General features: G+C 39.5%; 18 protein-coding genes. 16 read left to right on the forward strand and 2 right to left on the reverse strand.

Annotated elements, in window-relative coordinates; all coding sequences use genetic code 11:
• Positions 1 to 5 precede the first annotated feature (5 nt).
• Entirely contained in the window at positions 6 to 2273 is a 2268-nt protein-coding gene (locus BGP15_RS18015; protein ID WP_286770373.1) for a glycoside hydrolase family 20 protein, read from the forward strand.
• 878 nt (positions 2274 to 3151) lie between these two features.
• On the opposite strand, the gene BGP15_RS18020 is transcribed toward BGP15_RS18015, so the two are convergent.
• Together BGP15_RS18020 and BGP15_RS18025 are read right to left on the reverse strand one after the other, a co-directional pair.
• Positions 3152 to 5107, reverse strand: coding sequence for a fimbrillin family protein (locus BGP15_RS18020; protein WP_286770374.1), 1956 nt, complete (start codon positions 5105 to 5107; stop codon positions 3152 to 3154).
• 43 nt (positions 5108 to 5150) lie between these two features.
• Positions 5151 to 5318 (reverse strand): hypothetical protein, encoded by a 168-nt coding sequence (locus BGP15_RS18025; protein WP_153848297.1) that lies wholly within the window; start codon positions 5316 to 5318, stop codon positions 5151 to 5153.
• Positions 5319 to 6520: 1202 nt separating this feature from the next.
• Between BGP15_RS18025 and BGP15_RS18030 the strand changes: the two genes are divergently transcribed.
• The 15 genes from BGP15_RS18030 to BGP15_RS18100 all read left to right on the forward strand — a co-directional run bounded on the left by BGP15_RS18030 (position 6521) and on the right by BGP15_RS18100 (position 24173).
• Positions 6521 to 7351: a helix-turn-helix domain-containing protein gene (locus BGP15_RS18030; protein ID WP_286770375.1), complete on the forward strand. Its 831-nt coding sequence runs from the start codon at positions 6521 to 6523 to the stop codon at positions 7349 to 7351.
• Between the two features lie 247 nt (positions 7352 to 7598).
• On the forward strand, positions 7599 to 9842 hold the full coding sequence (locus BGP15_RS18035; protein ID WP_286770376.1) for an LruC domain-containing protein: 2244 nt from the start codon (positions 7599 to 7601) through the stop codon (positions 9840 to 9842).
• Positions 9843 to 9958: 116 nt separating this feature from the next.
• The gene (locus tag BGP15_RS18040; RefSeq protein WP_286770377.1) at positions 9959 to 10324 is read left to right on the forward strand and encodes a response regulator; all 366 of its coding nucleotides are present in this window, start codon (positions 9959 to 9961) and stop codon (positions 10322 to 10324) included.
• On the forward strand, positions 10324 to 11520 hold the full coding sequence (locus BGP15_RS18045; protein ID WP_286770378.1) for a sugar transferase: 1197 nt from the start codon (positions 10324 to 10326) through the stop codon (positions 11518 to 11520). Before BGP15_RS18040 ends, BGP15_RS18045 begins: the two co-directional genes overlap by 1 nt.
• Positions 11521 to 11540: 20 nt before the next feature.
• Positions 11541 to 12281: a TolC family protein gene (locus tag BGP15_RS18050; protein ID WP_286770379.1), complete on the forward strand. Its 741-nt coding sequence runs from the start codon at positions 11541 to 11543 to the stop codon at positions 12279 to 12281.
• Positions 12282 to 12285: 4 nt separating this feature from the next.
• Positions 12286 to 14442 carry a GumC domain-containing protein gene (locus BGP15_RS18055; RefSeq protein ID WP_286770380.1) on the forward strand — a complete coding sequence of 719 codons (2157 nt, stop codon included), beginning with the start codon at positions 12286 to 12288 and terminating at the stop codon, positions 14440 to 14442.
• Between the two features lie 6 nt (positions 14443 to 14448).
• Entirely contained in the window at positions 14449 to 15894 is a 1446-nt protein-coding gene (locus tag BGP15_RS18060) for an O-antigen ligase family protein (RefSeq protein ID WP_286770381.1), read from the forward strand.
• Positions 15875 to 16789, forward strand: coding sequence for a glycosyltransferase family 2 protein (locus BGP15_RS18065; protein ID WP_286770382.1), 915 nt, complete (start codon positions 15875 to 15877; stop codon positions 16787 to 16789). Before BGP15_RS18060 ends, BGP15_RS18065 begins: the two co-directional genes overlap by 20 nt.
• Entirely contained in the window at positions 16789 to 17970 is a 1182-nt protein-coding gene (locus BGP15_RS18070) for a glycosyltransferase family 2 protein (protein ID WP_286770383.1), read from the forward strand. Before BGP15_RS18065 ends, BGP15_RS18070 begins: the two co-directional genes overlap by 1 nt.
• Positions 17939 to 19072 carry a glycosyltransferase family 4 protein gene (locus BGP15_RS18075; protein WP_286770384.1) on the forward strand — a complete coding sequence of 378 codons (1134 nt, stop codon included), beginning with the start codon at positions 17939 to 17941 and terminating at the stop codon, positions 19070 to 19072. The genes BGP15_RS18070 and BGP15_RS18075 overlap by 32 nt, the downstream gene beginning before the upstream one ends.
• Positions 19053 to 19658: an acyltransferase gene (locus tag BGP15_RS18080; RefSeq protein ID WP_286770385.1), complete on the forward strand. Its 606-nt coding sequence runs from the start codon at positions 19053 to 19055 to the stop codon at positions 19656 to 19658. The genes BGP15_RS18075 and BGP15_RS18080 overlap by 20 nt, the downstream gene beginning before the upstream one ends.
• The gene (locus tag BGP15_RS18085; protein ID WP_286770386.1) at positions 19655 to 20596 is read left to right on the forward strand and encodes a glycosyltransferase; all 942 of its coding nucleotides are present in this window, start codon (positions 19655 to 19657) and stop codon (positions 20594 to 20596) included. The genes BGP15_RS18080 and BGP15_RS18085 overlap by 4 nt, the downstream gene beginning before the upstream one ends.
• Positions 20589 to 22034, forward strand: coding sequence for a lipopolysaccharide biosynthesis protein (locus tag BGP15_RS18090; RefSeq protein ID WP_286770387.1), 1446 nt, complete (start codon positions 20589 to 20591; stop codon positions 22032 to 22034). The genes BGP15_RS18085 and BGP15_RS18090 overlap by 8 nt, the downstream gene beginning before the upstream one ends.
• A 118-nt stretch (positions 22035 to 22152) precedes the next feature.
• Complete coding sequence (locus BGP15_RS18095; RefSeq protein WP_286770388.1) at positions 22153 to 23295, forward strand: glycosyltransferase family protein; 1143 nt, start codon at positions 22153 to 22155, stop codon at positions 23293 to 23295.
• A gap of 26 nt (positions 23296 to 23321) precedes the next feature.
• Positions 23322 to 24173 (forward strand): glycosyltransferase family 2 protein, encoded by an 852-nt coding sequence (locus BGP15_RS18100; protein ID WP_286770389.1) that lies wholly within the window; start codon positions 23322 to 23324, stop codon positions 24171 to 24173.
• The last annotated feature ends 4 nt before the right edge of the window (positions 24174 to 24177 follow it).

Raw genomic sequence — 24177 nt, forward strand, 5'->3', positions numbered from 1 at the left:
ATGCAATGATGAAAGATGCAAATTATAAACTGAACCTGTTCGTTCTTGTTGGATTGCTGTTGATTAGCAGCTGTATGGCGCAGCAAGTGGACATCGTACGCGATAGGAAAGCCGAAACTGAAATCCTTATTTCCTCGCATCCAACAAATTTGGAGCGTAAGGCGGCTCTGGTATTGCAAGAGTACATTAAACGTATTACTGGCGTACCATTAGCGATATTGTCGAGCCCTTCTGGGACGAAAAAACACGTAGTATATATCGGGAATAATTTTTATCAACAGCGGATTGGAAAGAAGGTTGAGCTTGGAAACGAAGGTTTTGAAATTAGTATTCGGGACGGACAAGTTTATCTGACTGGAGGTTCAGGAAAAGGACTACTGTATGGCGTATATGAACTTATCGAGAAGCAATTTGGCGCTCGGAAATATGATCAAGGGCCTGCATGGGTCCCGAAGCGTGCGAATCTGTCACTTCCTCAGGATTTCAATTTTCGCTTTGAACCTCCATTACGTTATAGAGAGTCTTACTACCCTGCTTCTGCGGATGGTGAATACCTGGATTGGCATCATTTGCATCGATTTGAAGATCTGTGGGGCTTATGGGGACATTCATTTTTTAAAATTATACCACCGGAAGACTATTTTCAGCAGCATCCTGAATATTTCGCTTTAACAAACGGAAAGCGCAGCGCAACACAACTCTGTTTAACAAATTCTGACGTCCAAAAAATAGCAATCAATTATTTTCGACAGGCCATTGCCGATAATCCTGATGCGGTCTATTGGTCTATAGCGCCAATGGATGGAAAAGGTTACTGTACCTGCGATCGCTGTACAAAGGTTGACCAGGAGGAAGGCGGACCGCAGGGTACACTGATCCGATTTGTGAACAGTGTGGCAGCTCAATTTCCAGAACAGAATTTTACGACCTTAGCCTATGGTTACACCGCAGAAGCTCCCAAAATATCTCGGCCATCGGCCAATGTACATGTGTTGCTAAGTACGATAGATGCAACGCGGGAGCAGGGCCTGGCTGTTAATCCGACAGCTGCTCCTTTTCGACGCCAGCTCAAAGACTGGTCAAAGATCTCATCGCATATTTTTGTATGGGATTATACCACGCAATTTACAGCCTATTTAAATCCTTTTCCGATGTATGATCACTACCAGAGTAATATCGCCTATATGTATCAAAACGGTGTAAAAGGGATCTTTGAACATGGGCCTGGACATACGCTGGCTGATATGTCTGCCTATGCCAGTTATATGCAGGCCAAGAGCCTATGGAATCCTGAGCTAGATCAAGCTGAGGTGGAAGAGGATTTTTTGAACGGTTATTATGGTGCAGCATCAAAGGATATTAAAAAGTATCTAAAACATCTTATTGAAGCTCGAAAAACAAGTCGCTCGACGCTTGATATATACGGTAACCCCATCCTTTCGCGACATGGATATCTGCGTTTAGAAAAGATGAAAATTTTTAAGGAACTTTTGAATAACGCACAAAAAGCTGTAGCTGGAGATCCGAAATTTTTAAGTCGTGTCAAATTGATTGCGTTAGGTCTCGAGTATGCAGCCTTGGAGCAGGCAAAGGCTTATGGAGACCATCCGTTCGGCTTTTTGAACAGGAAAGCTGATGGTGAATGGATAGTCAATCCCAATTGGATGAAGCGGATAGATGAATTTTTGGACCATGCAATTCGAGGCGGAGCTATCGAATTGGCTGAAACCGGTGGTAGTCTTGAGCAATACCGGCAGCAATGGCTAACACTATTAAATAAATCCTATTTGCCTTCATTGCTCCAAGGAATACATCCTCAGTTTACACCTTCGTTTTTGGAAGATTTTCCCGCAAATGGAAAAACAACACTGAATGATGGCTTATCGGGAACAACAGATTATAGTTACAACTGGCTATTATTTGATAGTAAGGATGTGGAGATTACTTTTCCTTTTCCGAATGAAACAATGGCTTCGCAAATTCAGCTTAATTTTCTATTGGATCCGGCGCATTATCTATTTCTTCCGGATGGAATAGCGGTAGAATCCTCAGAAGATAATATTTCGTACATGAACATCGGGACGTATAAGATCGATACTGGTCTTATTCCTGAAGGCCCGATATGTTTTCCAGTTTCATTTGGCCTAAAACAACAAAAAGCACGTTTTTTAAAAGTGAAAATTTCTTTTTCGCAAGAATTTCCACATTGGTTTGAAGGGTCGAAGCATCGTAACCCGCTTTTTGCTATAGATGAAATTCACGTGAGAAAATAGGGACGGAGGATTTAGAAATATTTGGGTAATCTTAAAGGGAATTTTTCCTAAATTTATTGAACCGATTATCTGACCTAAGAAAATCATTATGTCATTAGGAAATGGTTTTTTGTCTTTTTTGCTGTATTTACCCTGTGCTATGCTTGGGGCTTTTTTTAGCTATAATTTGATTTGCTGGGGCTATCGAAAGGCTACTGTCGTTAATAGCGCAGGACTAATTTGGGAGCGGATAGCATTTTTTTGTTTACTTGCGCTCACGTTTTCGGCTATGTTAATAGCTGCTTTGAGTATCTCAGATAATGAATTGATCGTGTTGTGGCCGCAGAAATTATTTTATGCTTGTATTATTGTAGGAATTCCCACGCTCGTGATAACGACTTTTGTCATCCTTTTTAGATGTATAGAATCCTGGTCTGAATGCTGTTCGAGCCGCAGAAGAGCCCGATCTGGTTATTTGCTGTTTCTTACCATTTGGTTGTTTTGTTTTTTGGTGCAAGTTATCGTATACATCATGCTGATTAAGCAGATTAGCTGAATCGAGTCAGTAATCATCTTAGTATATAATGAATTAAGCTTGGAGTTTGAGTTCAAATCAAACCCGGAAATAGGTGTTTTAACGAAGTTTGTAAGGGTGTAAAAATAAATGGGGCGAACGCCTTCGCCCCATTATATCCATTAATATTATCAAGTCGAACGCAAAAAAAATGACTTGATGGCCCAAATGTAAAAAAATATTATTGAAATTCTCTGGTAAAAATTTACCATTATCGTGTAAAAATCTACGGGGTAGTTGAAGGGCTACATCATTCATAAAAAAAAGACGGCTAGAATTTCTAGCCGTCTTCGTTTGGTTGCCGAAGCTTTAATTATTACTATTTTTAGTTTGCACGTACGCAGCGAACGTTTTTGAATGATGTACTTAGTACATTTGCACCTAATGCGCTTACACCATTTAAAAGTTCTCCTGTATTGTTTGCCATATGGAATCTTGTCCCTAACGATGGAACAGGTAGTAGAGCGATTCCTCGGCCAGCATTACCATAATAACCCCATGTACCTGCGCCGACTAAGCCAACAATATTTGCGCCTTGTTCATTTGTCCACAATGTAGTTGCTCTACCGTAGCTGTCAAGAAGAGGAAGACCCAAGCTTACAACCTGGAAGTTTGAGATATCAACGCTAAGATCATTCAAGCCAACATTGGCTAAACCACCATTTCCAAGGAGAGGCAATATGTTTATATTTGAAATTTGCCCATTGTAATAGAAGCGTAGTCTGTTGGATGCGCTATTGATATCGCCAAAAGCATTGGAGCCTGAGGTGGGAGCCCCATTAGCTCCGGACGCAAGTGTGTATTGACCATAATTATATGGACTTGATGGTGCCAGTGATGAATTAGGAGCCGCCGTATTGACTAGTACAGATACAGTGTTTCCTAAAAGATTGGTAATGATGTTTAAAACACCGGTTAACCCTGTGGCATCAACAACTTGACCCAAACCTCCCAGCGCTCCTGTAAGAGAATTCAACTCGATGTCCCCACGAACCATATTGGCAAAATCTGCCTTTGCTGGTTGTTTCCAAAGTCCCGCTGGATAAACCAAAGCACAAGGATCTCCATTATTTGTCGTTGTGGTCGCAAATTGTCCAGGAACAATACTTCCGAAAGCAAAATAGCCATTTGCTCTAGCGGTCAGCTGATTATTCGCGTAGAATGCATAATTGCGGCCGTTTCCATTATTTCCTCTATAGAACAAGTTGGAGCGCGCCCATCTCACCGTACGGCCAGCATAACTTGTCACTAATGGAGATTCCACCACGTTTAACAACAAGCGATGGCTATTGCCCAATTGTGGTGTAACAGAAAATCCGAAGTTGGACGCTGTCGAAAAATAGGTGCGTGCTAAACTGCCGTCGACGTGGCTAATGTTTAGGTTTTGGACTTGAACATTAACTGCACTTTGTGCTGCTGTAGATGCGGTATAAACATAGGCAATTTTTGCATCATTGAAGGCAGGGTCAATATTTGTAAAGTTGGCATATGTTAGCGTCGGGGTAAAACTTGCTCCTGCAGTAACAGTTCCACCCAGCAATGCGATACTACCTGTTGCTAAATTTAAACCCGTTACGTTCACTGTAGGATTGCCTGTGATATTACCAAAAACGCCTTTGGTATTCAATTCAATTCCTATGCGTGAAAACTTATGACTGAATTGGATACTGATGTTTGAATTGGTTGCAAGGTTGACAGTTCCACTAGCATAAAGGACATCTTTATTTTGCGCAAGAGCAATTGATCCATTTGTTGGCGTAAGTGCAGGTTGATTAGCATCCGATGTATTGTAAGATAACGCGACCCATGTATACGTAGTCGCGGGATTAAGCCCTTCAATAGTACCCGCTGTTCCTGCCGTAAATTCCTTTGATGTAACTAACGTTGTTCCAGAATAGATATAAACAACATACTTTGTGCCGGATACCATATCTTCTGTGACACCGGGGGCAACATCAGCCGCTGGACCGCCGGAGCGTTTTACGCCGATCGCATCGCTAGTTATGGTTGGTAAATTGTTGTCCGTAGAAACAACCATGTCGACGTCCGAAAATGAATGTACTTTGCTGGTCGTGGCGTTCGATTTTGTCGAGCCGACCTTCACTGCGTCACCAGTACCGTTTGTCTTAATTCCGCCTACGGCGAAAGTAAGTACATTGCTTTTGTTTTCGACATTTTCAGTCTTGTTGTCCTTGGAACAACTTGTGATTAATGTCCCGGGGATTGCTAGCATTGCCATCGCAACAACCCAGTTCGCTCTTTTAGTCAGATTAAATCTCATTTTAGTGCTTTTTCGTGTTGTTAGAAATTTTGATGATAATGCGTTAAGCGCCTTCTCCGGTAGTGGTACCGTCTGGACCTGCTCCCCAACCGTCGGTTTGTGGTGTTACACCGGGTTGTGCCTGAGAACCTGCAGCAATACCTTGCTCAAGTTCTACAACGTGCTCCTTGATGGACGGAGCTACGTACATTTTTTTTGCGTTCTTATTCATGATAATATTATTTGGATAATCCATGCTGTTACCAACATGGGGTTTAAATTTAATGGACAATTTAACCCTCGTTTATTTGGTAGAAATACTTAAGCATATAACGGCTTGCCTTTGCGTATAGGCAATATATTGCTGTTATCACTTAGGTGCTCCTAAATTTTTTGTCTGTTTGTTGATTCCTAATTTAATTGTTAATACTTTTTCGCTATCGGCTAGTAATATTTTTCCCGAATTGAATTGTAATATTACGACTTAATATCAACTTGTGCAAAAAAAAATTGTAAACTTTTTTTTCAACTATTATTGATTTTGTAATAAAACAACTTTCTTCATTGTTATTATTCTATAAAATGTTTCGGTTATTCTCTTTTATCGCTTTCAAATCTGAATTTAAGCGCGATAAAAGCTGGCCCTCTTCCTGCCATCTGTTTCATTAACAAGTCATCGTTTATTTTGTTTAACATTTTTTATAAAATATTTTTTTTGTCTAATTATTGTTTTATAATTAATATGTTTAAACAGTTTGTTTTTAGAAGCCGATTATTCAATATTACGGGCTTTAATTGGAAATATATTTCCTGTTGTGACATGTGTGGTATTTTATTTTTATTTCTTTTTAGTAATTAAATATCTTTATATTCTTCTCTGTAGATGTTTAATTTATCGAAATTCAATATTTTTATAGTTGTGTTATATTTTAATGATACACGATGTTGTTTGTGTTTTAAATTTTAAATTCATTTTATTTGTTTCTTTTGTTTCATTTTAGGAAAATTGCAGTTGCAACTAAACTGTTGTCGCCTTAAGCTGTTGTGTTAAGAAGTGTTAAAAAACAGGCTTATTAATCTTAAAGTGAAGATTTATGGAAATGCCTGTTGGTTTAACTAAATGATTTTTTTGTTGTAAAATAAAAGATTTTTTGAGGGCTGCGTGGGGATAATTATCTAATATTTGTTTCGCCAACCTAATTGTATTCTATTTCATGTTAGTGTCTCTTATAGAATGGTTGGTAGATTTTAGTTGGAGAGCGCCCTCTATAACGAACATTTGAGTTTTTCTGATGCGCTCTAAAAAACATATTGCAAACCCATGGTTTCTTTAGGAAATGAATTTTTTGTGTTTGGCTTTTATTTCCTAAATTGCCCCTATTTCAGTAATATGAATTGGTTGTCGGGCTTTATTTATATGCATTAGATAAAAATATGGAATTTGGAGTTCATCGGGTCATTGGTGTAGCGCAGGAGCCTTCTGAAATTAAGGATGCAACAGCAAAAGAAAATTATGTTGTTCTTTTTGTGTCAAAGGGTGGCTGTAGCGTGGAGGTCAATAATCAGATTACAGAAATTGAAGAATTTTGTTTGGTGTTAATTCCAAGAGGTATAAAAATTGAAGCTAACCCAGATGAACAGCGGTCGTTTCTTATCATTTATTTTTCGGAAAGTTTTTTTGCACGTACGGAGATAGATACCGCTTTTCTGCATAACTTTAAATCATTCAATAAAAACGAATATACTTACCGTGTACTGCGTGTTCCTGCGGAATACGCGAGTTATTACGAATTTGTAAGCATGCAGCTTAAGCTTTCTAAGCAGAATTATAATCTGGCAATTTATCGCGATTTAGCGCATAATATCGTTAAACAGATTGTGCTCCTTGCAGCAATTTCTGCAGAGGATAGGCCGTCAAATGGATTAGTGGGCCAAGGTGCTGATACAAAGCTGATAACACTTTTCCAGGAACTGATCAAAAAACATGTAAAACACGAAAAACAGGTCGCCTTCTATGCCGAACAACTCAAGGTCGGAAATAAAAAATTAACCAACTTAACTAAAGAAATTTTGGGAGCAACTCCAAAAGAACTTATTGTCAAAGAATTGCTACGTGTTAGTAAAAAGCTTATCGTTGAATCGTCGATGAGCATCAAACAGATCGCTTGGGAGCTTGGTTATGCTGATGTGAATAACTTCAGTACTTTTTTCTTGAAAGAAACCACCTTGACGCCCACTGAATACCGAAGAAGGTGGCAGAAATAACCCTTATAGTTAAATGTCTTTTTGTTAGTTATAAACTCTTTTTGTAGTTTACGGTGCGCTGTTGTAGTTGAAGCGCTACAAGATTTGTGATTTATACTGTAGTTGTGTATTTTGCCTTATTCTCAGCTGAATTAGTTATATCTTTGCTTTAAACAGTTCGACCTTAATATTATTCGCAAAGCCAAGTATTAAAGTCTTGTGACATCTATGATGGGGCTGTTTGGTATTGATCTATTATTATTTAATTATGTATAACAGAAAAAGCTTAAATCTCTTCTTGGTGGGTCTTGCAGGGATTGTGCTCTTCGGGGCAAGTTGTTCAAAAGTAAAAGATTTGTACAACGAAACCGAAAAAGGATCTGATTCATCCACTCTTTTACCTGGGGGCGGCAATATTTCAGCCGATTTTATGTGGAATTCAACACGCTCTGTAGATGTGCGCGTTGCTGTAGACGATCAATTTAGCGGTAAATATTTTTATCGGGTTGAGATTTTTGATAATGATCCGACTTTGTCTAGTGGAGCAAATTTGCTGGCTGCCGGTCAGGCTAAATCAGGTCAGGATTTTGTTGGCAAGCTGATGATTCCGACAATTGCGAAATATGTCTATTTGAGAGAAACTAGTCCTCTGGGTATTGCGGCTATCAGCATGATTGAAGTTGGACAACAAAATACAATCACTGTCGACGGTGCGAAAGCGGGATCAAGCAGCAAAGCGAGTGTTTTGCGTGCTGCGACCACGACGAGTGCGTTGGCTAGTAGTAGCTTAAAGGCAGCAGCGGTTGAAGCTACACCAGTAGTGGTCCCTTCGGACGCGATCGCGCTATCGGGCAACTCGACAATTTCGGTCGAGTCGAATAAATCTTATGTAGTCAAAGCTGGTGTTACTTTTACAGGTAAGATCGATGCTAACAACGGTACAAGTAATGTGAAGATTTACGTACAGGGATCTTGGAAAAATACAAGCTTTGAACTAAACCTTGGAAGCAATAATGGACTATACATCACACAGGCGGGTTCGATTGACCTAGTGAATGTAACGCAGAATACAGTGGGTGGCTTTGTCAATTATGGCTCGGCTTCGCTTTCCAAAATGGAAACAAAAAACAATACCTTGTATGTAAACTATGGTACACTTACAGCTGATAAAGCGGATATCACCAATGGTAACTTTACCAATTATGGGGTGGCGACAATCCAAAATCTGAGCAGTACTACAAACGGTACAGTCGTGCGCAATGAGGGGACTCTTACTGTACAGAATGCGACTTTGACCAATGCGACTTTGGAAGCTGTTTGTCATACGGTGATCAATTCATTAACAACCAATGGAGCAACTATTTCGGTTTCTCAAGGAGCTTTATTGAGTTTAGATAAATTAGATGCGGGTGGCACAAAAATTAATTTGGCAACAGCATCTATTTTGGAAGTGAAAACCCTAGCCAAATTTAACAGCCAGTCGAGCACCATGACTGGACCAAGTTCAGGTCAGGCATTGGCTCGTCTCAAAAAGGTTGATGTAAGTAACCAGTGGATGGCTATTACCTATGGTGGTAACCTAGAGGTAGCTTGCTCAGATCATACAGCGAATGCACAATGGAGCACTTATTATGTGATTAATAGTCCAGCAAAATTGGTTCCTTACGATAAATCTACCGTGGTGATTGCAGGTACTTCTTGTAACGCTGGTGGTAATAATGCCTCTGGTGGCAATCCAACAGATCAAACGGTAACTGAAGTTGATTTAGGAACGTATTCTTACATCTTTGAAGATAGATGGCCGTCTAAAGATGACTATGACATGAATGACTGTGTGTTGGATATGAACATCACCAAATTTCAAAATACAGCGAATAAAGTGACTAAAGTGGCCTTGAAAGCAAAATTAAGATCAATAGGTGCTTCGATCCGTTTTTCCACTGCAATACAGCTTGATGGTATCGCAACGGGAAATGTCAAAAGTGTAACGTATTCACGCAAAGATTTGGTAGGTACAGCCTTGCCTCTTGGCGCAAATGGTACGGAATCCGGGCAAACGTATGCTGTGCTTCCATTATGGGATGATGCGCATAAAGCTTTTGGTGTGTCGGATACACGTTTTATCTCGACTCAAACTGGCCAATATGCACCAGTGGAGGTACTTGTAACCGTTGAGTTTAATACTCCGATAGATAATTTTACCTATGGGACATTAAATGCCTTTATTGTAAACTTCAATCAAAACCTTGCCGGCCGAAATGAAGTGCACTTGGTTGGTTATAAAGCGACCGATAAAATCAATAAAAGTTTGGTGTTGAAGGAAACAGGGAACCTGTTGTCAGCTACAGATCCATTTAAGACAAAAGCGAATGAACCATTTGGTTTGTTAGTTCCGGTTTCTTTTGTATATCCATTGGAAGGACAGGCGATTACAACTGCTTATCCGCTCTTTGAGTCATGGGCAACGAGCGGAGGTAGCCAAAATGCAGATTGGTATCTAAAAAAGAAATAATAGAAATAGCAACATCTCCATGTACCAAAGTAGTCCAATAGAAAGGAGTGCTTTGGTACATTGGGATCGCCTAAATAACGCAGTCCCTAGCCTAAACATTATATTCTAAAGACGTCATGAAAAAAAAGATTCTAATAATTGATGACAAACCAGCAATTGGTCAGTTGATTACACTTTATTTAAGTGCAGATTATGACTTTCGTTTCTTTAGTAATGCGATGGACGCCTATAATTGGCTGAAGGAAGGGAACAGTGTTGATTTAATTTTATCGGATTATACCATGCCGGAGATGAATGGATACGATTTGCTCATTATGATTAAGCAAAACGAGTTTCTAAAGAATATTCCGGTTATCTTTTTGTCTGGTGAGGATAGTTCCAATACGCGCATCAGTCTGCTCGAAGCTGGCGCCGATGATTTTATCTTAAAACCATTTAATCCCCTTGAGTTAAAATTACGGATTAAAAAAGCATTAAAATAATGCCCCAATATAGCGATTATATATACTTTGGCGATAATCTCGAAACTTTTGATTATTTTCATCAACAAGTCCAAGACATTTTGGGTGTTGACTTGAGGTTTTTTGACTCATTTGAAGCCATGGATATGTATTTTCAAGAACAAGAAGGGCAGTTTTTTTCTGTAATATTCTATGAAAAAAGCAAAAGTCTAAGTAAAGACTTATCACGGTTGAAAAAGCTTGTTCAACATGGGAAAGATACATTATTGATCTTGATTGGAAATGATCTTTCACGTTTTGAGAAACAATCTTATTTTGAGGCTGGTATCACAAATACCATTAGTCCACGCGCGCATGCAGATGTTTTTGAGTCAATTAGAAAATACATAAGGCTATATTTTGAGGCGACAACGCAGACTGAAAAATTTGAAACAGCAAACACTTCTTTTCCTCAAATAGGAATTCCGCTGGGAAAAAGATTGTTTGATATTGCAGTTTCTTCGATTTTAATCCTCTTACTTTCTCCGATACTGGCAATCGCTTATATTGCCATCAAATTGGAAAGTAAAGGTTCGGCAGTCTATAAGTCGAAACGGATAGGATCTGGCTATTATATGTTTGATTTTTATAAATTCAGATCCATGTACCCGGATGCTGACAAGCGTCTAAAGGAATATATGGCGCTTAATCAATATGCGGATGCATCGTTGAGCGTTAATCGTAGCACTGTCGCGACTATGATAAGCGATGGTGATGCGCAACTTTTTACGACAGATGAGCTACGTGATGTACTTATTGATGATGATACTGTTGTAAAAAGTTCTAATAGTGCTGGAAGACAAAAAAAAGCGGCTTTTTTTAAACTTGAGAAAGATCCGCGTGTAACCAAGGTAGGTCGCATTCTCCGTAAATATAGCATTGATGAACTGCCCCAGTTGTTTAATGTACTTAAAGGCGATATGTCTATTGTGGGTAATAGGCCCTTGCCACTCTATGAAGCCGAGATGCTGACGACAGACGATAGTGTTGAGCGATTTATGGCTCCGGCGGGTATAACGGGCCTATGGCAGGTTGAAAAGCGGGGCGATAATGGAAGTATGTCCGATCAGGAACGAATAAAACTGGATATTGACTATGCACAGCATTATTCGGTCTGGATGGATTTAAAAATATTGTATAAGACGTTTTCCGCATTCATCCAAAAGGCGGATGTTTAATAACATAAATATTAATTTCGATGAACTTATTGCTTAAAAGGGCTTTTTTGCTGTTAAATTTAGTTACAGCAAGCCTATTGCTAAAAGCACAATCTGTGATGGACCCAACGGATATGGTTGATTTTACAAAGCTTAAACTTCCGCCTTTGGAAACCCTTTATCAAAATGCCAAGCAAAGTCCAGGAGTGGAAATGTATGAGGCAAAAATGGAGGCTCAAGCTAATCAGTTGATAACAGAAAAGAGAAGCTGGTTAAAATATTTCAGGGTTGGTGGATCTTGGCAGTATGGCAATATCGCGATTAATTCAGCGTTTACGAATGAATATACTCCTCTTTTTTATCAGTCTTCTGGCGTAACCCAAAGCTCCTATTACGGAACTGCCGGAGTGAATATTCCTTTGGATGATCTCTTCGATCGAGGCAATAAAATCAAACGTCAGAAGATGGAACAGCGATTTACGCAGCTGGAATTGGACAAATGGCTTGATGAGCAACGCATCCGTATCGTCAACTCCTATACGAAAGTAAAAACAGCTCTTTCTACACTCAAGAAAAAAATTGAAGATTACAATATCGCCTTAGCGAATTACAAAATGACTGAGAATGAATTTAAGTCAGGCAATGCAAATATAAGCGATCTTAATACAGCAAAGAAGTTGGAGACAGAGGCTTATGAAATTCTGAAAACCAACGAATCTATTATTACCAATGAAATCCTTACCTTAGAAATCCTGAGTAAGACAAAAATTATAAGCCAATAGCATCATGAATATTTTCCATTATATCTTTCGGGCCATTTTCAGAATTAAGTGGTGGCTGTTGATTTTGCCGCTAGGTTTTGCCTTGCTGGCGATCTACCTGACTCGTCAAATGGATCGGCAGTATAAGACTGATATTACAATTTATACAGGTGTTATTTCAAGTTATGGAAGTGATCCGGGAGAATCCAATGCTTCGCAAGACTGGAACGTATTAAATAATTCGATCCAGAATATTATCAATACCATTAATTCGAAGGAAACGATCAAAAGGCTTTCCATGCAGCTTTATGCACGGCTTATGATTCACGGCGATCCTACTAAAGATAATGTCTATATTACCGCAAAACATTACAAGGAGCTTGTCGCAATTACCCCCAAAGACGTACAGAAGTTGATTGATAAGAGCTCGGAAGAGAATACGGTAAAGAATTTGGAAAAATATGAGAAAGCAGACCGTAATAATTTTGTCTACGGTCTTTTCAACTGGAACCATCCTTATTTCAGCTATAATGCTCTCCGCGAAAATATTAAGATCAACAGGGTAGACAATAGCGATATTTTACAGATCAACTATCAGGCAAACGATCCAGGGGTTGCTTTTCAGACATTGGATATTTTGAGTAAAGTTTTTGCGATCGAATATACCAATTTGCAATTCGGCAGTACCAACAATGTCATCCGGTATTTCGAGGCTGAGCTTGAACGTATAGGCCGGGAACTTCGCGGACAGGAAGATTCTTTGACAATGTATAACGTTGAAAACCGGGTGATCAATTACGATAAACAGACAGAGGCGATTGCGTTATTGGATAAAGAGTATGAACTAAGGCACCAAGATGTGTTGTTTGTGTATAACAGTGCGCAAGCAGCTATAAAACAATTGGAGTCGGGAATGGATGCCAATATGCGTGCGATCAAAAATAATACGGAATTTTTGGCACGCATGAATCAGATTGCAGACATCAACTATAATATTTCAAAGATACGGACGTTGAGTGTAGATTCTCTTAAGCAAAAACAGGGCGGAGCTGATCTAGATGTACTGTCGCATGAATTGGATCAAAAGGAGAAGGGCTTCCGTTCGTTTATGGACCAATATACTGCGGAAAAATACACAAAAAACGGCTATCCAAATTCAAATTATGTGAAACAATGGGTAGAAGAACTTCTACGTTTCAAACGCTCGGAGGCGGAACTTAATGTCGCCCGTGATTTTAAGCAGGAACTGGATCATAAATACACCCAATATTCACCTATTGGCTCTGTCTTAAAACGTAAGGAACGTGGTATATCCTTTAGCGAGCAATCTTATTTGTCAATCTTATCCAGTTTAAATGCCGCGCGGTTGAGATTAAAGAGCTTGGAAATGAATTCGGCTACGCTAAAAGTGATCAATCCGGCAAGCTTTCCATTAAATGCACTTCCGCATAGCAGAAAATTGATTGTATTTGCTGTCTTTTTTGGGACTGTGGCATTTATACTCGGTATTTTACTTATTATTGAACTTTTTGACCGTACACTAAGGGATAAAACACGAACCGAACGGATTACAAAAGGAAAAGTGATTGCAGCGCTACCTAAGCTTGGGAAAAGTGGTGTCAAACAGACTAAAATTGAAGAAAGAGCGATCCATGTTTTGGCCAATAGATTATATGGTTTTTACAACAACTCAAATCCTATAAATTTTATCAATATCGTCAAGTTCTCTTCAACACTAGATTTGGGCTCACTGACAGACATTTTAACAGCCTACTGGCAGGGATTGGGTATTAATGTACTGGCCTATAAAGAAGGAACTGATTTTAGTGCAGAATCGAGGGAATATTTAGTGGATGGTGCCTGGGCTGAAAAACTCGGTAATTATGATATTTCATTAGTCAAGCATGGCTCTATGGCATTACGCCCTATTCCTTCTCTATTTTTAGAGCGCGGGATGGCTACGTTATTGGTATTAAGGGCTGACTCGGTATGGAAAACAGAAGATGAGTTGATGTTTGCAGATCTATTGCAACGTTCTGCCGGTAAACCAATCGTAATTTGCCTGATGAACGCTGAAAAATATGTTGTGGAAGAGTTTACAGGAATGTTGCCTCCGTTTACCTTTTTGAGACGCCTGGAATATCAATTGGGTAATTTTGGTCTGACATCGCTGGGAAAATAGTGGGCTATGATGCAGTATGATCATACAAAATCGATGATAACCAGTCGGCATTTGCTCCTGCTTTTCCTTATACTCGGGGGATTGGCAGGAACTTGCATTTTTATTTTTGCAGGTGTGTCATCGGCTATGGTGTTCTATATGTTGCCTGTATTTCTATTGGTTATTATTGTCCTGCTGTCTTCGCCAATAAGTTGTTTCTTTCTATTATATATTGTATCCTACCTGGTGATGGGTTTTGGTCGCTATATCACATTTCCGCTCCCGGTAGGCGTCATACTCGATCTTTTGATCTTATTTAATTTTCTCTCGCTAGCTTTACATTTTATTCGGGGAAATCCTTTAGGCAAGGTTTACTTTAATTCTTTTCTCCTGATCTCCATCCTTTGGATGCTCTATTGCATGCTGGAGATTGTAAATCCAATGTCCAGTTTTGCGAACTGGATCACGACAGTCCGTAGCATTGGAATGCATATTGTCTTATTTCAATTATTGGTTTTTATTAGTCTGGATAATATTGCCAAATTGCGCTTATTTTTTAAAGTTTGGGGTATACTTGTTCTGTTGGGAGCTTTAAAGGCAATAGGCCAAAAATATATTGGTTTAGACCGATTCGAGTCTGCTTGGCTATATACATTCGGCGCTCATACGCATGTTATTTATAGTGGGATCCGCTACTTTTCGTTCTTTAGTGATGCAGCAAACTTTGGCTGCCATATGGGCTTGGCTGTGGTAGTTTTTACGATCTTAGCTATTTATGAGAAGCAGGCAAAAAGACGTTTTCTTTATATTTTTGTTGTCGCTTTTGCGGCTTACGGGCTAATGATATCCGGGACAAGGGCCGCTATTGCTGTTCCTTTTGCAGGCTTTGCTTTCTTCATTGTCCTTGTAAAGGAGTGGAAGTGGATAATCTTTGGTCTTTCTTTATTAATAATGGCTTTTGCTTTCTTTAATTTAACGACCATTGGCAATAGCAGTTCCGATATCCGTCGTATGCGGACGGCTTTCTCTTTTTCAAAGGATGCTTCCTTTAATGTTCGCTTGGAAAACCAGAAAAAAATGCGAACCTTTATGGGCGACCATCCGTTTGGTATAGGATTGGGCGGGTCTAAACATGCGAATGAAGGAGATGCAATACATGGTATCGCAACAGATTCTTCCTTCGTTTTTATATGGGTAGAAACGGGGATCTTCGGTCTTATTTGCTATATTATTTTATGTCTCACGATATTGGGATATGGCACATACTACGTGCTATTTCGACTGAAAGATAGGCGGATCAAGTCTATTGCAATGGCTTCTGCAGCCGGACTTGCAGGAATTATGGTCGCGGGGTATGCGAATGAAGTGCTCCATCAAATGCCTACTGGGCAGACCGTATACATTCTAATGGGGGTTATTATGCTTTCGCCTTATTTGGACAAAAAATTGAGCGATGACATCAGAACCGTATAAAATATCTTTCATAACGGTCAATTACAATGGATTGGCCGATACAATTTCCCTATTGGAAAGTATTCTAAATGCAAGACTATCTTTTGCATATGAGGTTATTGTCATCGATAATGGTTCGTTAAAAGATGAATATAGTCTGATCAAACGTCAATTTCCTAATATCAAAGGCTATTATAACCGAATGAACCTGGGATTTGCAGGAGGAAATAACTTGGGGCTGGAAATCGCTACTGGTGAATTTATTTATTTCTTAAATAATGATACACTGCTTCCAGAAAACGCCGATAGCGAAATTTTGGGCATGTTAGAAGTATTTGCGCTAGATTCACAAGTAGGTGGAATTTCACCTAAGATAATGTATTATCAACCCAAGGGAATGATCCAATTTGCTGGGTGTACACCGCTGACATCAATTACCCTACGTAATAAACAGATCGGTTATCGGGAAATGGATAAAGGTCAATATGATACAAGCATGGAGATCCCCTATTTGCATGGTGCAGCTATGGTGGTACCCAAAAGAACGATCAGAGAAATTGGTATGATGTCGGAGCTTTTCTTTCTTTACTATGAGGAGTTGGACTGGAGCTGTCGGATCAATAAAAAGTATAAATTAGTGTATTTTGCAGCTGCCCATATCTATCATAAAGAAAGCGCTTCCACGGGCCAGGACTCCCCATTAAAAACATTTTATCTGACACGTAATCGCTTGTTATTTGCTTATCGAAATAGGTCGGGGATGAGCCGGATTTTGGCTGTTTTTTATCTTATTGGGATAGCGAATAGTACAAGATTGATTAAATTTGTTTTTTCGGGTATGTGGAGGCATATTGGCGCAGTATGTTCAGGGACATGGTCTGGGATTAAATTATTTTCTAAAAAGAATCTAAGCTGATGGAAACGGTTTTGTTTGTTATTGAAACATTGATTTTTATTCCTTTCCTTGTCTGGATCATGTATTTCTTTGTTTTTGCAGTCGGCTTTCGCATTCCTAAGAAATTATTCTTTGAACGATCGAATATTCAACATCGATTCCTTATCATATTTCCAGCATATAAGGAGGATGCAGTAATCGTTGATAGCATACGCTCTTTTTTAAAACAAGACTATCCAAAAGAGCTTTTCGAAATTATCGTTGTTTCTGATAGTATGACGAGAGAGACAAACCAGGAACTTGAAGAGTTAGGCGTTCGAATACTTATTCCTACGTATGAAAAAAGATCCAAAGCAGCTGCTCTAAATCTGACAATGAACGTTATCAAAGAAGAAGATTTTGATGGCGTTGTTATATTGGATGCTGATAATTTAGTTTCTCCAAATTATCTAGCACTCGTCAACGATTGCTTTGCATCTGGCGCGGTTGCCGTCCAAACACATCGCATAGCAAAAAATAGCAATACCGATACCGCATATCTCGATGGGATCAGTGAGGAAATAAATAATTCAATTTTTAGGCAGGGGCATGTGAACCTGGGGTTACCCGCCGCATTGACGGGTTCGGGCATGTTGTTTGAAATTAAGTGGTTTAAAAATACGATGGCTAAAATAAGCTCCATGGGTGAGGATAAAGAGCTGGAGTATTATTTGCTTTTAGATAAGATATTTACCGTTTATTTGGAAGATGTGTATGTACTAGACGAGAAAGTACAGAACCGTCGCGACCTATCCAACCAGCGAAAAAGATGGATTGCAGCTCAAATTGACACCTTTTTAATCACTTTGAAGCGATTTCGTACAATAATTCGTACCCGCAACTGGCCTATGCTCGACAAACTGATCCAATGGTCGATTCCACCTCGCATTATTTTGCTCGGAATGGTTCCTATTTTGGGCTGTATCGTCTATTTGGTAGCTCCAGCATTGGCCTATAAATGGCTTATACTCTATGGCTTGTTTATCGTGTCACTTGCTCTGGCTATACCTAATAGATTTTATACGCGCAGGACTCTGCTCTGCTTTTTAAAATTACCATTTATTTTTATGGCAATCTTACGTAGCTTTATGGGAATCAAATCGGGACGTAATACTTTTGTGCATACACCGCATGGCGAAAAAAAAGAAGACAATAGTAATTGAGGCACAACGAATCTTTCGCCTTAATAAACACGGGATGGATTTTGTGGCATTGGAAGTAATCCGTGCGCTTCAAAAGTTGGATACCTTTAACCGGTATATTATTGCTGTTGGACCGGGAGAGGACCGCTGTTTGGAAGGTTCAGCAAATTTTGAGATTAAAGTTTTGGAAAGCTCTAATTATTTTATTTGGGAGCAACTTCTCTTACCTAAACTTATTAAAACCAGCAATGCGGATATCCTGCACTGTACCTCCAACACTGCCCCATTGGGGTTATCTATTCCCTTGGTACTTACGTTGCACGATATCATCTTTATGGAGAAAAAGATTGGTAGCAATTCGTCCATGTATCAAAACTTGGGCCGTATCTATAGGCGTTGGGTCGTGCCACGTGTATTGAAAAGGGTTCATACCGTCATCACTGTCTCTAACTTTGAAAAAAGAAATATCGAAGCGGCCTTTCCGCATCTACAGAAAAAACTTATCACAGTCTATAATGGTGTAAGTTCACGATTTAAATCGATTGATATACCTTCGGAAAGTACGTTTTTAAAGCTTGAGAAGGGGGCTTTTTGGCTTCTTTTAGGTAATACGGATCCCAAAAAAAACCTAAGGAATACTTTGATGGCTTATGCTTTTTATTTGAAGAGAAGCAATTACAAGAAAAGGTTGCTCCTGGCCGATTTAGATCATACATATTTGGAAAAATTATTAAAAGAACTTGATCTGTTGACAATAAAAGATTTTATTGTAGTCGAAGAATATATAGCTCATGACAAATTGGTTGAAGTTTACAATGGTGCTTTTGCTTTTTTGTATCCTTCTATCCGGGAAAGCTTTGGACTTCCTTTGCTTGAAGCTATGGCTTGTGGCACACCTGTGGTTACTTCAAATACATCGGCTATTCCTGAGGTAGCCGGGGATAATGTGGTATATACGGACCCGATGGATATCAAATCCATTGCAGCAGGCATGTTGAAATTAGAAGATGAACCACAGTTATATGGCTCGCTTGTTAGTAAAGGTTTGGCGCGAAGCGAAGCTTTCAGTTGGCAACATACAGGGAAACATACATTAGCAATATATGAAAGCGTACATTCATAATCATCCTAAGTTCAAGCGCTTACTGCACTGGTTTATCATGAATCCTGTGCGTACACGGCCGCGATGGTATGTTCGTATGCTGCAGTTTTTTTATGTTAAACGGGGGACGGGTTCGGTGATTTATGGTAGTGTGCGTCGTGATCTGGTTCCTTTTCGTACATGTATTATAGGGTCTCGATCCGTGGTCGAGTCATTTGCTGTATTGAATAACGCTGTCGGCGATTTATTTATCGGCAACAATAGCCGAATAGGAATTTCGAATACGATCATTGGGCCAGTGACGATTGGTAATAAAGTGAATATCGGTCAAAATGTTCTTATTTCAGGATTAAACCACGCATATGAAGATGTGACCAAAGCTATTGCAGACCAAGGAGTCAGCACCGCTCCAGTGACGATTGCTGACGATGTCTGGATCGGCGGGAATGTCGTTATTTTAGCAGGTATTAGCATAGGTGAGCATGCTGTAATAGGCGCGGGCTCTGTGGTTACAAAAGATGTTCCGCCATATAGTGTTGTCGTTGGAAACCCGGCCAAAATTGTGAAAAAGTACGATTTTAATCTTAATGTCTGGATCAAACAATGAATGAAAGACCGTTGATTAGCATTATAATGCCTGTTTATAATACAGCTATGTATGTTGATCAGGCTATACAGAGTATTATTCATCAGGAATATGCTGATGTTGAACTTATACTAATCAACGATGGTTCGACCGATCAAAGTCTCTCCATACTGGAAAAATGGAGTTCATGCGATAACCGTGTCAAATTATTTTCCCAGGAAAATCAAGGCCTATCTGCTGCCAGAAATAGAGGCCTTTCTCTTGCGAACGGCCAGTATATTTATTTTATGGATAGTGATGACCTGCTGCGTGCAGATGCACTATCCATGTGTTTGGATTATTGTGAAAAGAAAGACCTCGATTTTGTTTATTTTGATGCTTCGGTTTTTGCGGATAATTCGGATAGCTCCATACTAAAGGATTTTAATTATTCCCGACAAAAAATGCCGGCTTATATTGTTTTTAGTGGGCCCGACGCATTGCAACAGCAACTGAACACAGACGACTTTTTCTCTTCAGCTTGTATGTATTTAATTCGTAAAGACATACTTGATCGTAATGGATTTGGATTTGAACCCGGTATTGTGCATGAGGATGAATTATTTACAGTCTTATTGTATCTAGTGGCAGCTCGAGTTGCTTATATCCCACAGCAATTTTTTCAGAGGCGTGTCAGGCCGGATTCCATTATGACAAGCCGACTAAAACTTTTTAATATAACATGTTACTTCACAGTTGCCCGGCGTTTGAGGGAGTACGGACGAAAGTATTCGGATAGCAGACAAATTATTGAGTCGTATCTGCATCGTATGTTGAACGCAGTGGTATGGAAAGCACATGTGCTATCGACCGCTGACCGCTGGAAAGTATTTCTGTTGGTTTTAACGCATTGGCGAAGATATGTTTCATTTAAAACGATCGGAGTTCTACTGTTTAAGAAAGGCTTTTTGCATGGATAACATAAAAAAGGAAATCGTTTCTGGGGTATTTTTCACGGCATTGGCCAAATATGCGAATTTGGTGATTTCGCTGGTCGTTACCGCGGTTTTAGCACGATTGCTCGCACCAGATCAGTTTGGCGTAGTGGCCATAGCTACGGTGGCGATTGCTTTTCTAAATTTAATAGCTGATTTCGGACTGTCTCCTGCAGTTATACAGCACAAAGAGCTGGATCGAAAGGCATTAGGCTATTTATTTTCCCTTTCTGTATATATTGCTATCACTTTGTCAGTACTATTCTTTTTGTCTGCTGAAATTATTGAAAAATGGTATGCACAGCCCCAATTGAAACCAATCTGCCAATTGCTGGCGCTAAGCCTATTTTTTTCGGGAATTACCGTAGTTCCCAATGCCTTATTTTTTCGCGATAGGTTATTTAAATCGATCGCTTTACGAAGTTTGATTGTTCAAATTGTGGGCGGTGGTCTATCTATAATTGCTGCCTTTAAAGGAATGGGGGTGTACGCGCTTATTTTAAATCCGATATTCTCATCACTATTGATTTTTATTATTTCATATTTAAAGTATCCATTAAAATTTAGCCTACGTTTTCCATTTCAACCTCTTCGGCCTTTATTTTCTTATTCTATTTTTCAGTTTTTATTTAATATTATCAACTATTTCAGCAGAAATTCGGATACGCTATTAATTGGTAAATACCTGGGCATGGTACCGCTGGGATTCTATGACAAATCTTATCGACTAATGTCATTGCCACTCCAAAACATTACGCAGGTGATCACACCAGTGATCCATCCGATATTAAGTCAGAAGGGAAAGGATAATGGCTATCTTTATGAGGCAAATCTAAAATTAACCAGTTTATTGTCGCTGATCGGATTTCCGCTTTCTGTTTTCCTTTTTTTTTCGGCTGAAGAACTCATTTTATTATTTTTTGGACCGCAGTGGGGATTAGCTATTCCTTCCTTTAAAATATTGAGTCTAACGGTCGGGATCCAATTGATACTATCCTCATCGGGCTCCATTTTCCAAACAGCTGGTGATACCAAAAATCTGTTTATATGCGGCTTGTTTTCGGCCGTATTAAATGTTGCGGGAATACTATTTGGTGTATTTTACGCTAAAAGTATTGACGCAGTGGCTATGTGTTTATTGGTTACATTTAGTGTCAATTTTGTACAGGCCTACTGGCTAATGTATCGCGTGGTATTCAAACGGAGTATGGTTGGCTTTTTCAATAGCCTATGGCGCCCCATCTTTTTTGCACTCCTACTTGGGCTTATTTTTCATTTGGTAGTAGGGTACTATTTGCCCGATAGTTTGGGGTTTCGCTTAGCACTCAAAACAGGTATCTATGTTTTTTCTATGATATTAATGATTTGGTTCGGAGGGTATCGCAATCTGCTGTTGGCATTTTTACGTAAGTCATCACTTTAACAAGATTAAAATAGCTTACTACGCATTTTAATCAGAGCATTTTGATCATTTTTTCTTGTATTGATATTCTTTTCGTATTTTCCAGTCCAGCAGCAAAAGTATTTAACAACAATCGAACGTGAAGGTTCCAGTGAAAGATAAATCGTATAAGGTACTTTTTTTAGTATTCCATGGTTTTAGTGAACATAATGGTATAAGTAAAAAAATATGGGGTCAAATTAATGGTTTGAAATCCAATGGCGTCGATGTGCAGCTTTGTTATTACACTGTAGAGAGGAATGGATCACGTGTATGGAAGATCGGAGACGAGATTCTTAGGGATTTCGGTAGAGGTCCAATAGCCAAAATACGTAAACGTATAGACTATCGGGCGATTTCAGAATACGTACGGAAAAATAAGTTCCAACTGATTTATATCCGGTCCGACCATAATGCCAATCCTTTCACATTAAACATGGTGAAGAAGATGCGGCTTTCGGGCGCAAAGGTGTTATTGGAGATTCCGACTTATCCCTATGATCAGGAGTATGTCACCTTGCGCATGCGCCTCGAATTGGCAATAGACCGTCTTTATCGTAAAAAGCTTGCAAAGCAATTAAATGCGTTTGTGACTTTTTCTGATGTCCGAACAATTTTTGGGCAGCGAGCGATACCTATCTCCAATGGGATAGACTTCAGTGCCATTCCAGTTCGTAAACCGCAGGAAGGAGCAGAAAAACGAACGATCCATTTGCTGGGCGTTGCGGAAATCCATTATTGGCATGGATTTGACCGGCTGGTTCGCGGACTTGGTATTTATAAACAAAGTCACCCTGATTGCCAAATCATTTTTCACTTGGTGGGGCAATTCACCGGCGAACGTGAACGCTCATCTATTTTGGAACCGATAGCACAATTCAATCTTCAGAAACACGTCGTCTTACACGGTCCGCTTTGGGGAGAAGAATTGGATGCCATATTTAATCTGGCCAACTTTGCAATCGGTAGTTTAGGCCGTCATCGCAGTGGTATACAGGTCATAAAAACCTTAAAAAATAGAGAATATGCAGCGCGCGGAATTCCCTTTATCTATTCGGAATCTGACGCTGATTTTGACAGTAAACCTTATGTACTTAAAGCGAGTCCTGATGAATCCGCTATTGATATCACTAAAATACTGGAATTTTTAAAGAAGGAAAAATTTGACCCATCCTGTATTCGAAATAGTATTTTGGACTTATCATGGGCCGAACAGATGAATAAAGTGCTGCAAGCAATTTAATGTTTAATAAAATAATTGACGCTAGGATGGCTAAATGGTATACACAATATGCGAAGGTCTATGACCAAGAAGTGGGTTCTGTAGATAATGATGTTATCGAGAAGGTTCGGGCACAGATTCAGCTTTCTTCAAGTTCTGACCCAATTATAAGTATTGTGGTCATCGCTTATAATGAAGAAAAGAAGCTTTTGGCATGTCTCTGGTCTTTAGCAGAACAGCGTTGTCATTTGCCCATGGAATTAATTGTCGTTAACAATAATTCGACGGATCAAACGGAATCACTTTTAAAGCGACTTGGTGCGACTTATCACAATGAACTAAAGCAGGGGCCGGGCTTTGCTAGGCAATGTGGTCTTGATCAAGCACGTGGCAAATTAATGCTTTGCGTAGATGGAGACACCATGTATCCCCCAAGCTACGCTGAAATGCATGTGAAATTATTAGATAGGCCAGGTATATCAGCCACATGCAGTTTGTGGAGTTTCTTGCCCCAAGCTGGGCAGTCGAGAACTTTCCTTTGGTTTTATGAAGGACTTCGGGATATTTACCTGAACCTGCAATTTATAAAAAGGCCTGAATTATGCGTGCGGGGGATGGTTTTTTCCTTTAAGACCGAGCTGGGGCGAAAGGTTAATTTTAGAACAGATATAAAACGTGGCGAAGACGGGTCAATGGCTTTGGGACTTAAGGCCTATGGAAAGATTCATTTTATTCGAAGTTCAAAGGCGCGGGCGATGACGGGACAGAATACAATCTCTGCCGACGGATCTCTTGCGAATAGCTTTTTTGTCAGGTTGCGCAAAGCGATAACATCCATGGGTGGGCTATTTTCGGGAAAAAAGCATTACCAGGATGAGGAATCGAATAGGATTCAGTAAAAAT

Origin of the sequence: Sphingobacterium sp. 40-24 (assembly GCF_001899705.1) — a bacterium.
In the GTDB taxonomy this organism is placed as follows: Bacteria; Bacteroidota; Bacteroidia; order Sphingobacteriales; family Sphingobacteriaceae; genus Sphingobacterium; species Sphingobacterium multivorum.

Bases quoted from the DNA above. Each gene is read 5' to 3' on its own strand.
- BGP15_RS18090 (WP_286770387.1), top strand. From the start codon at position 20,589: ATGGATAACATAAAAAAGGAAATCGTTTCTGGGGTATTTTTCACGGCA.
- BGP15_RS18020 (WP_286770374.1), bottom strand. From the start codon at position 5,107: ATGAGATTTAATCTGACTAAAAGAGCGAACTGGGTTGTTGCGATGGCA.
- BGP15_RS18035 (WP_286770376.1), top strand. From the start codon at position 7,599: ATGTATAACAGAAAAAGCTTAAATCTCTTCTTGGTGGGTCTTGCAGGG.
- BGP15_RS18040 (WP_286770377.1), top strand. From the start codon at position 9,959: ATGAAAAAAAAGATTCTAATAATTGATGACAAACCAGCAATTGGTCAG.
- BGP15_RS18050 (WP_286770379.1), top strand. From the start codon at position 11,541: ATGAACTTATTGCTTAAAAGGGCTTTTTTGCTGTTAAATTTAGTTACA.
- BGP15_RS18065 (WP_286770382.1), top strand. From the start codon at position 15,875: ATGACATCAGAACCGTATAAAATATCTTTCATAACGGTCAATTACAAT.
- BGP15_RS18060 (WP_286770381.1), top strand. From the start codon at position 14,449: ATGATGCAGTATGATCATACAAAATCGATGATAACCAGTCGGCATTTG.
- BGP15_RS18075 (WP_286770384.1), top strand. From the start codon at position 17,939: ATGGCGAAAAAAAAGAAGACAATAGTAATTGAGGCACAACGAATCTTT.
- BGP15_RS18045 (WP_286770378.1), top strand. From the start codon at position 10,324: ATGCCCCAATATAGCGATTATATATACTTTGGCGATAATCTCGAAACT.
- BGP15_RS18025 (WP_153848297.1), bottom strand. From the start codon at position 5,318: ATGAATAAGAACGCAAAAAAAATGTACGTAGCTCCGTCCATCAAGGAG.
- BGP15_RS18085 (WP_286770386.1), top strand. From the start codon at position 19,655: ATGAATGAAAGACCGTTGATTAGCATTATAATGCCTGTTTATAATACA.
- BGP15_RS18030 (WP_286770375.1), top strand. From the start codon at position 6,521: ATGGAATTTGGAGTTCATCGGGTCATTGGTGTAGCGCAGGAGCCTTCT.
- BGP15_RS18100 (WP_286770389.1), top strand. From the start codon at position 23,322: ATGGCTAAATGGTATACACAATATGCGAAGGTCTATGACCAAGAAGTG.
- BGP15_RS18070 (WP_286770383.1), top strand. From the start codon at position 16,789: ATGGAAACGGTTTTGTTTGTTATTGAAACATTGATTTTTATTCCTTTC.
- BGP15_RS18015 (WP_286770373.1), top strand. From the start codon at position 6: ATGATGAAAGATGCAAATTATAAACTGAACCTGTTCGTTCTTGTTGGA.
- BGP15_RS18080 (WP_286770385.1), top strand. From the start codon at position 19,053: ATGAAAGCGTACATTCATAATCATCCTAAGTTCAAGCGCTTACTGCAC.
- BGP15_RS18055 (WP_286770380.1), top strand. From the start codon at position 12,286: ATGAATATTTTCCATTATATCTTTCGGGCCATTTTCAGAATTAAGTGG.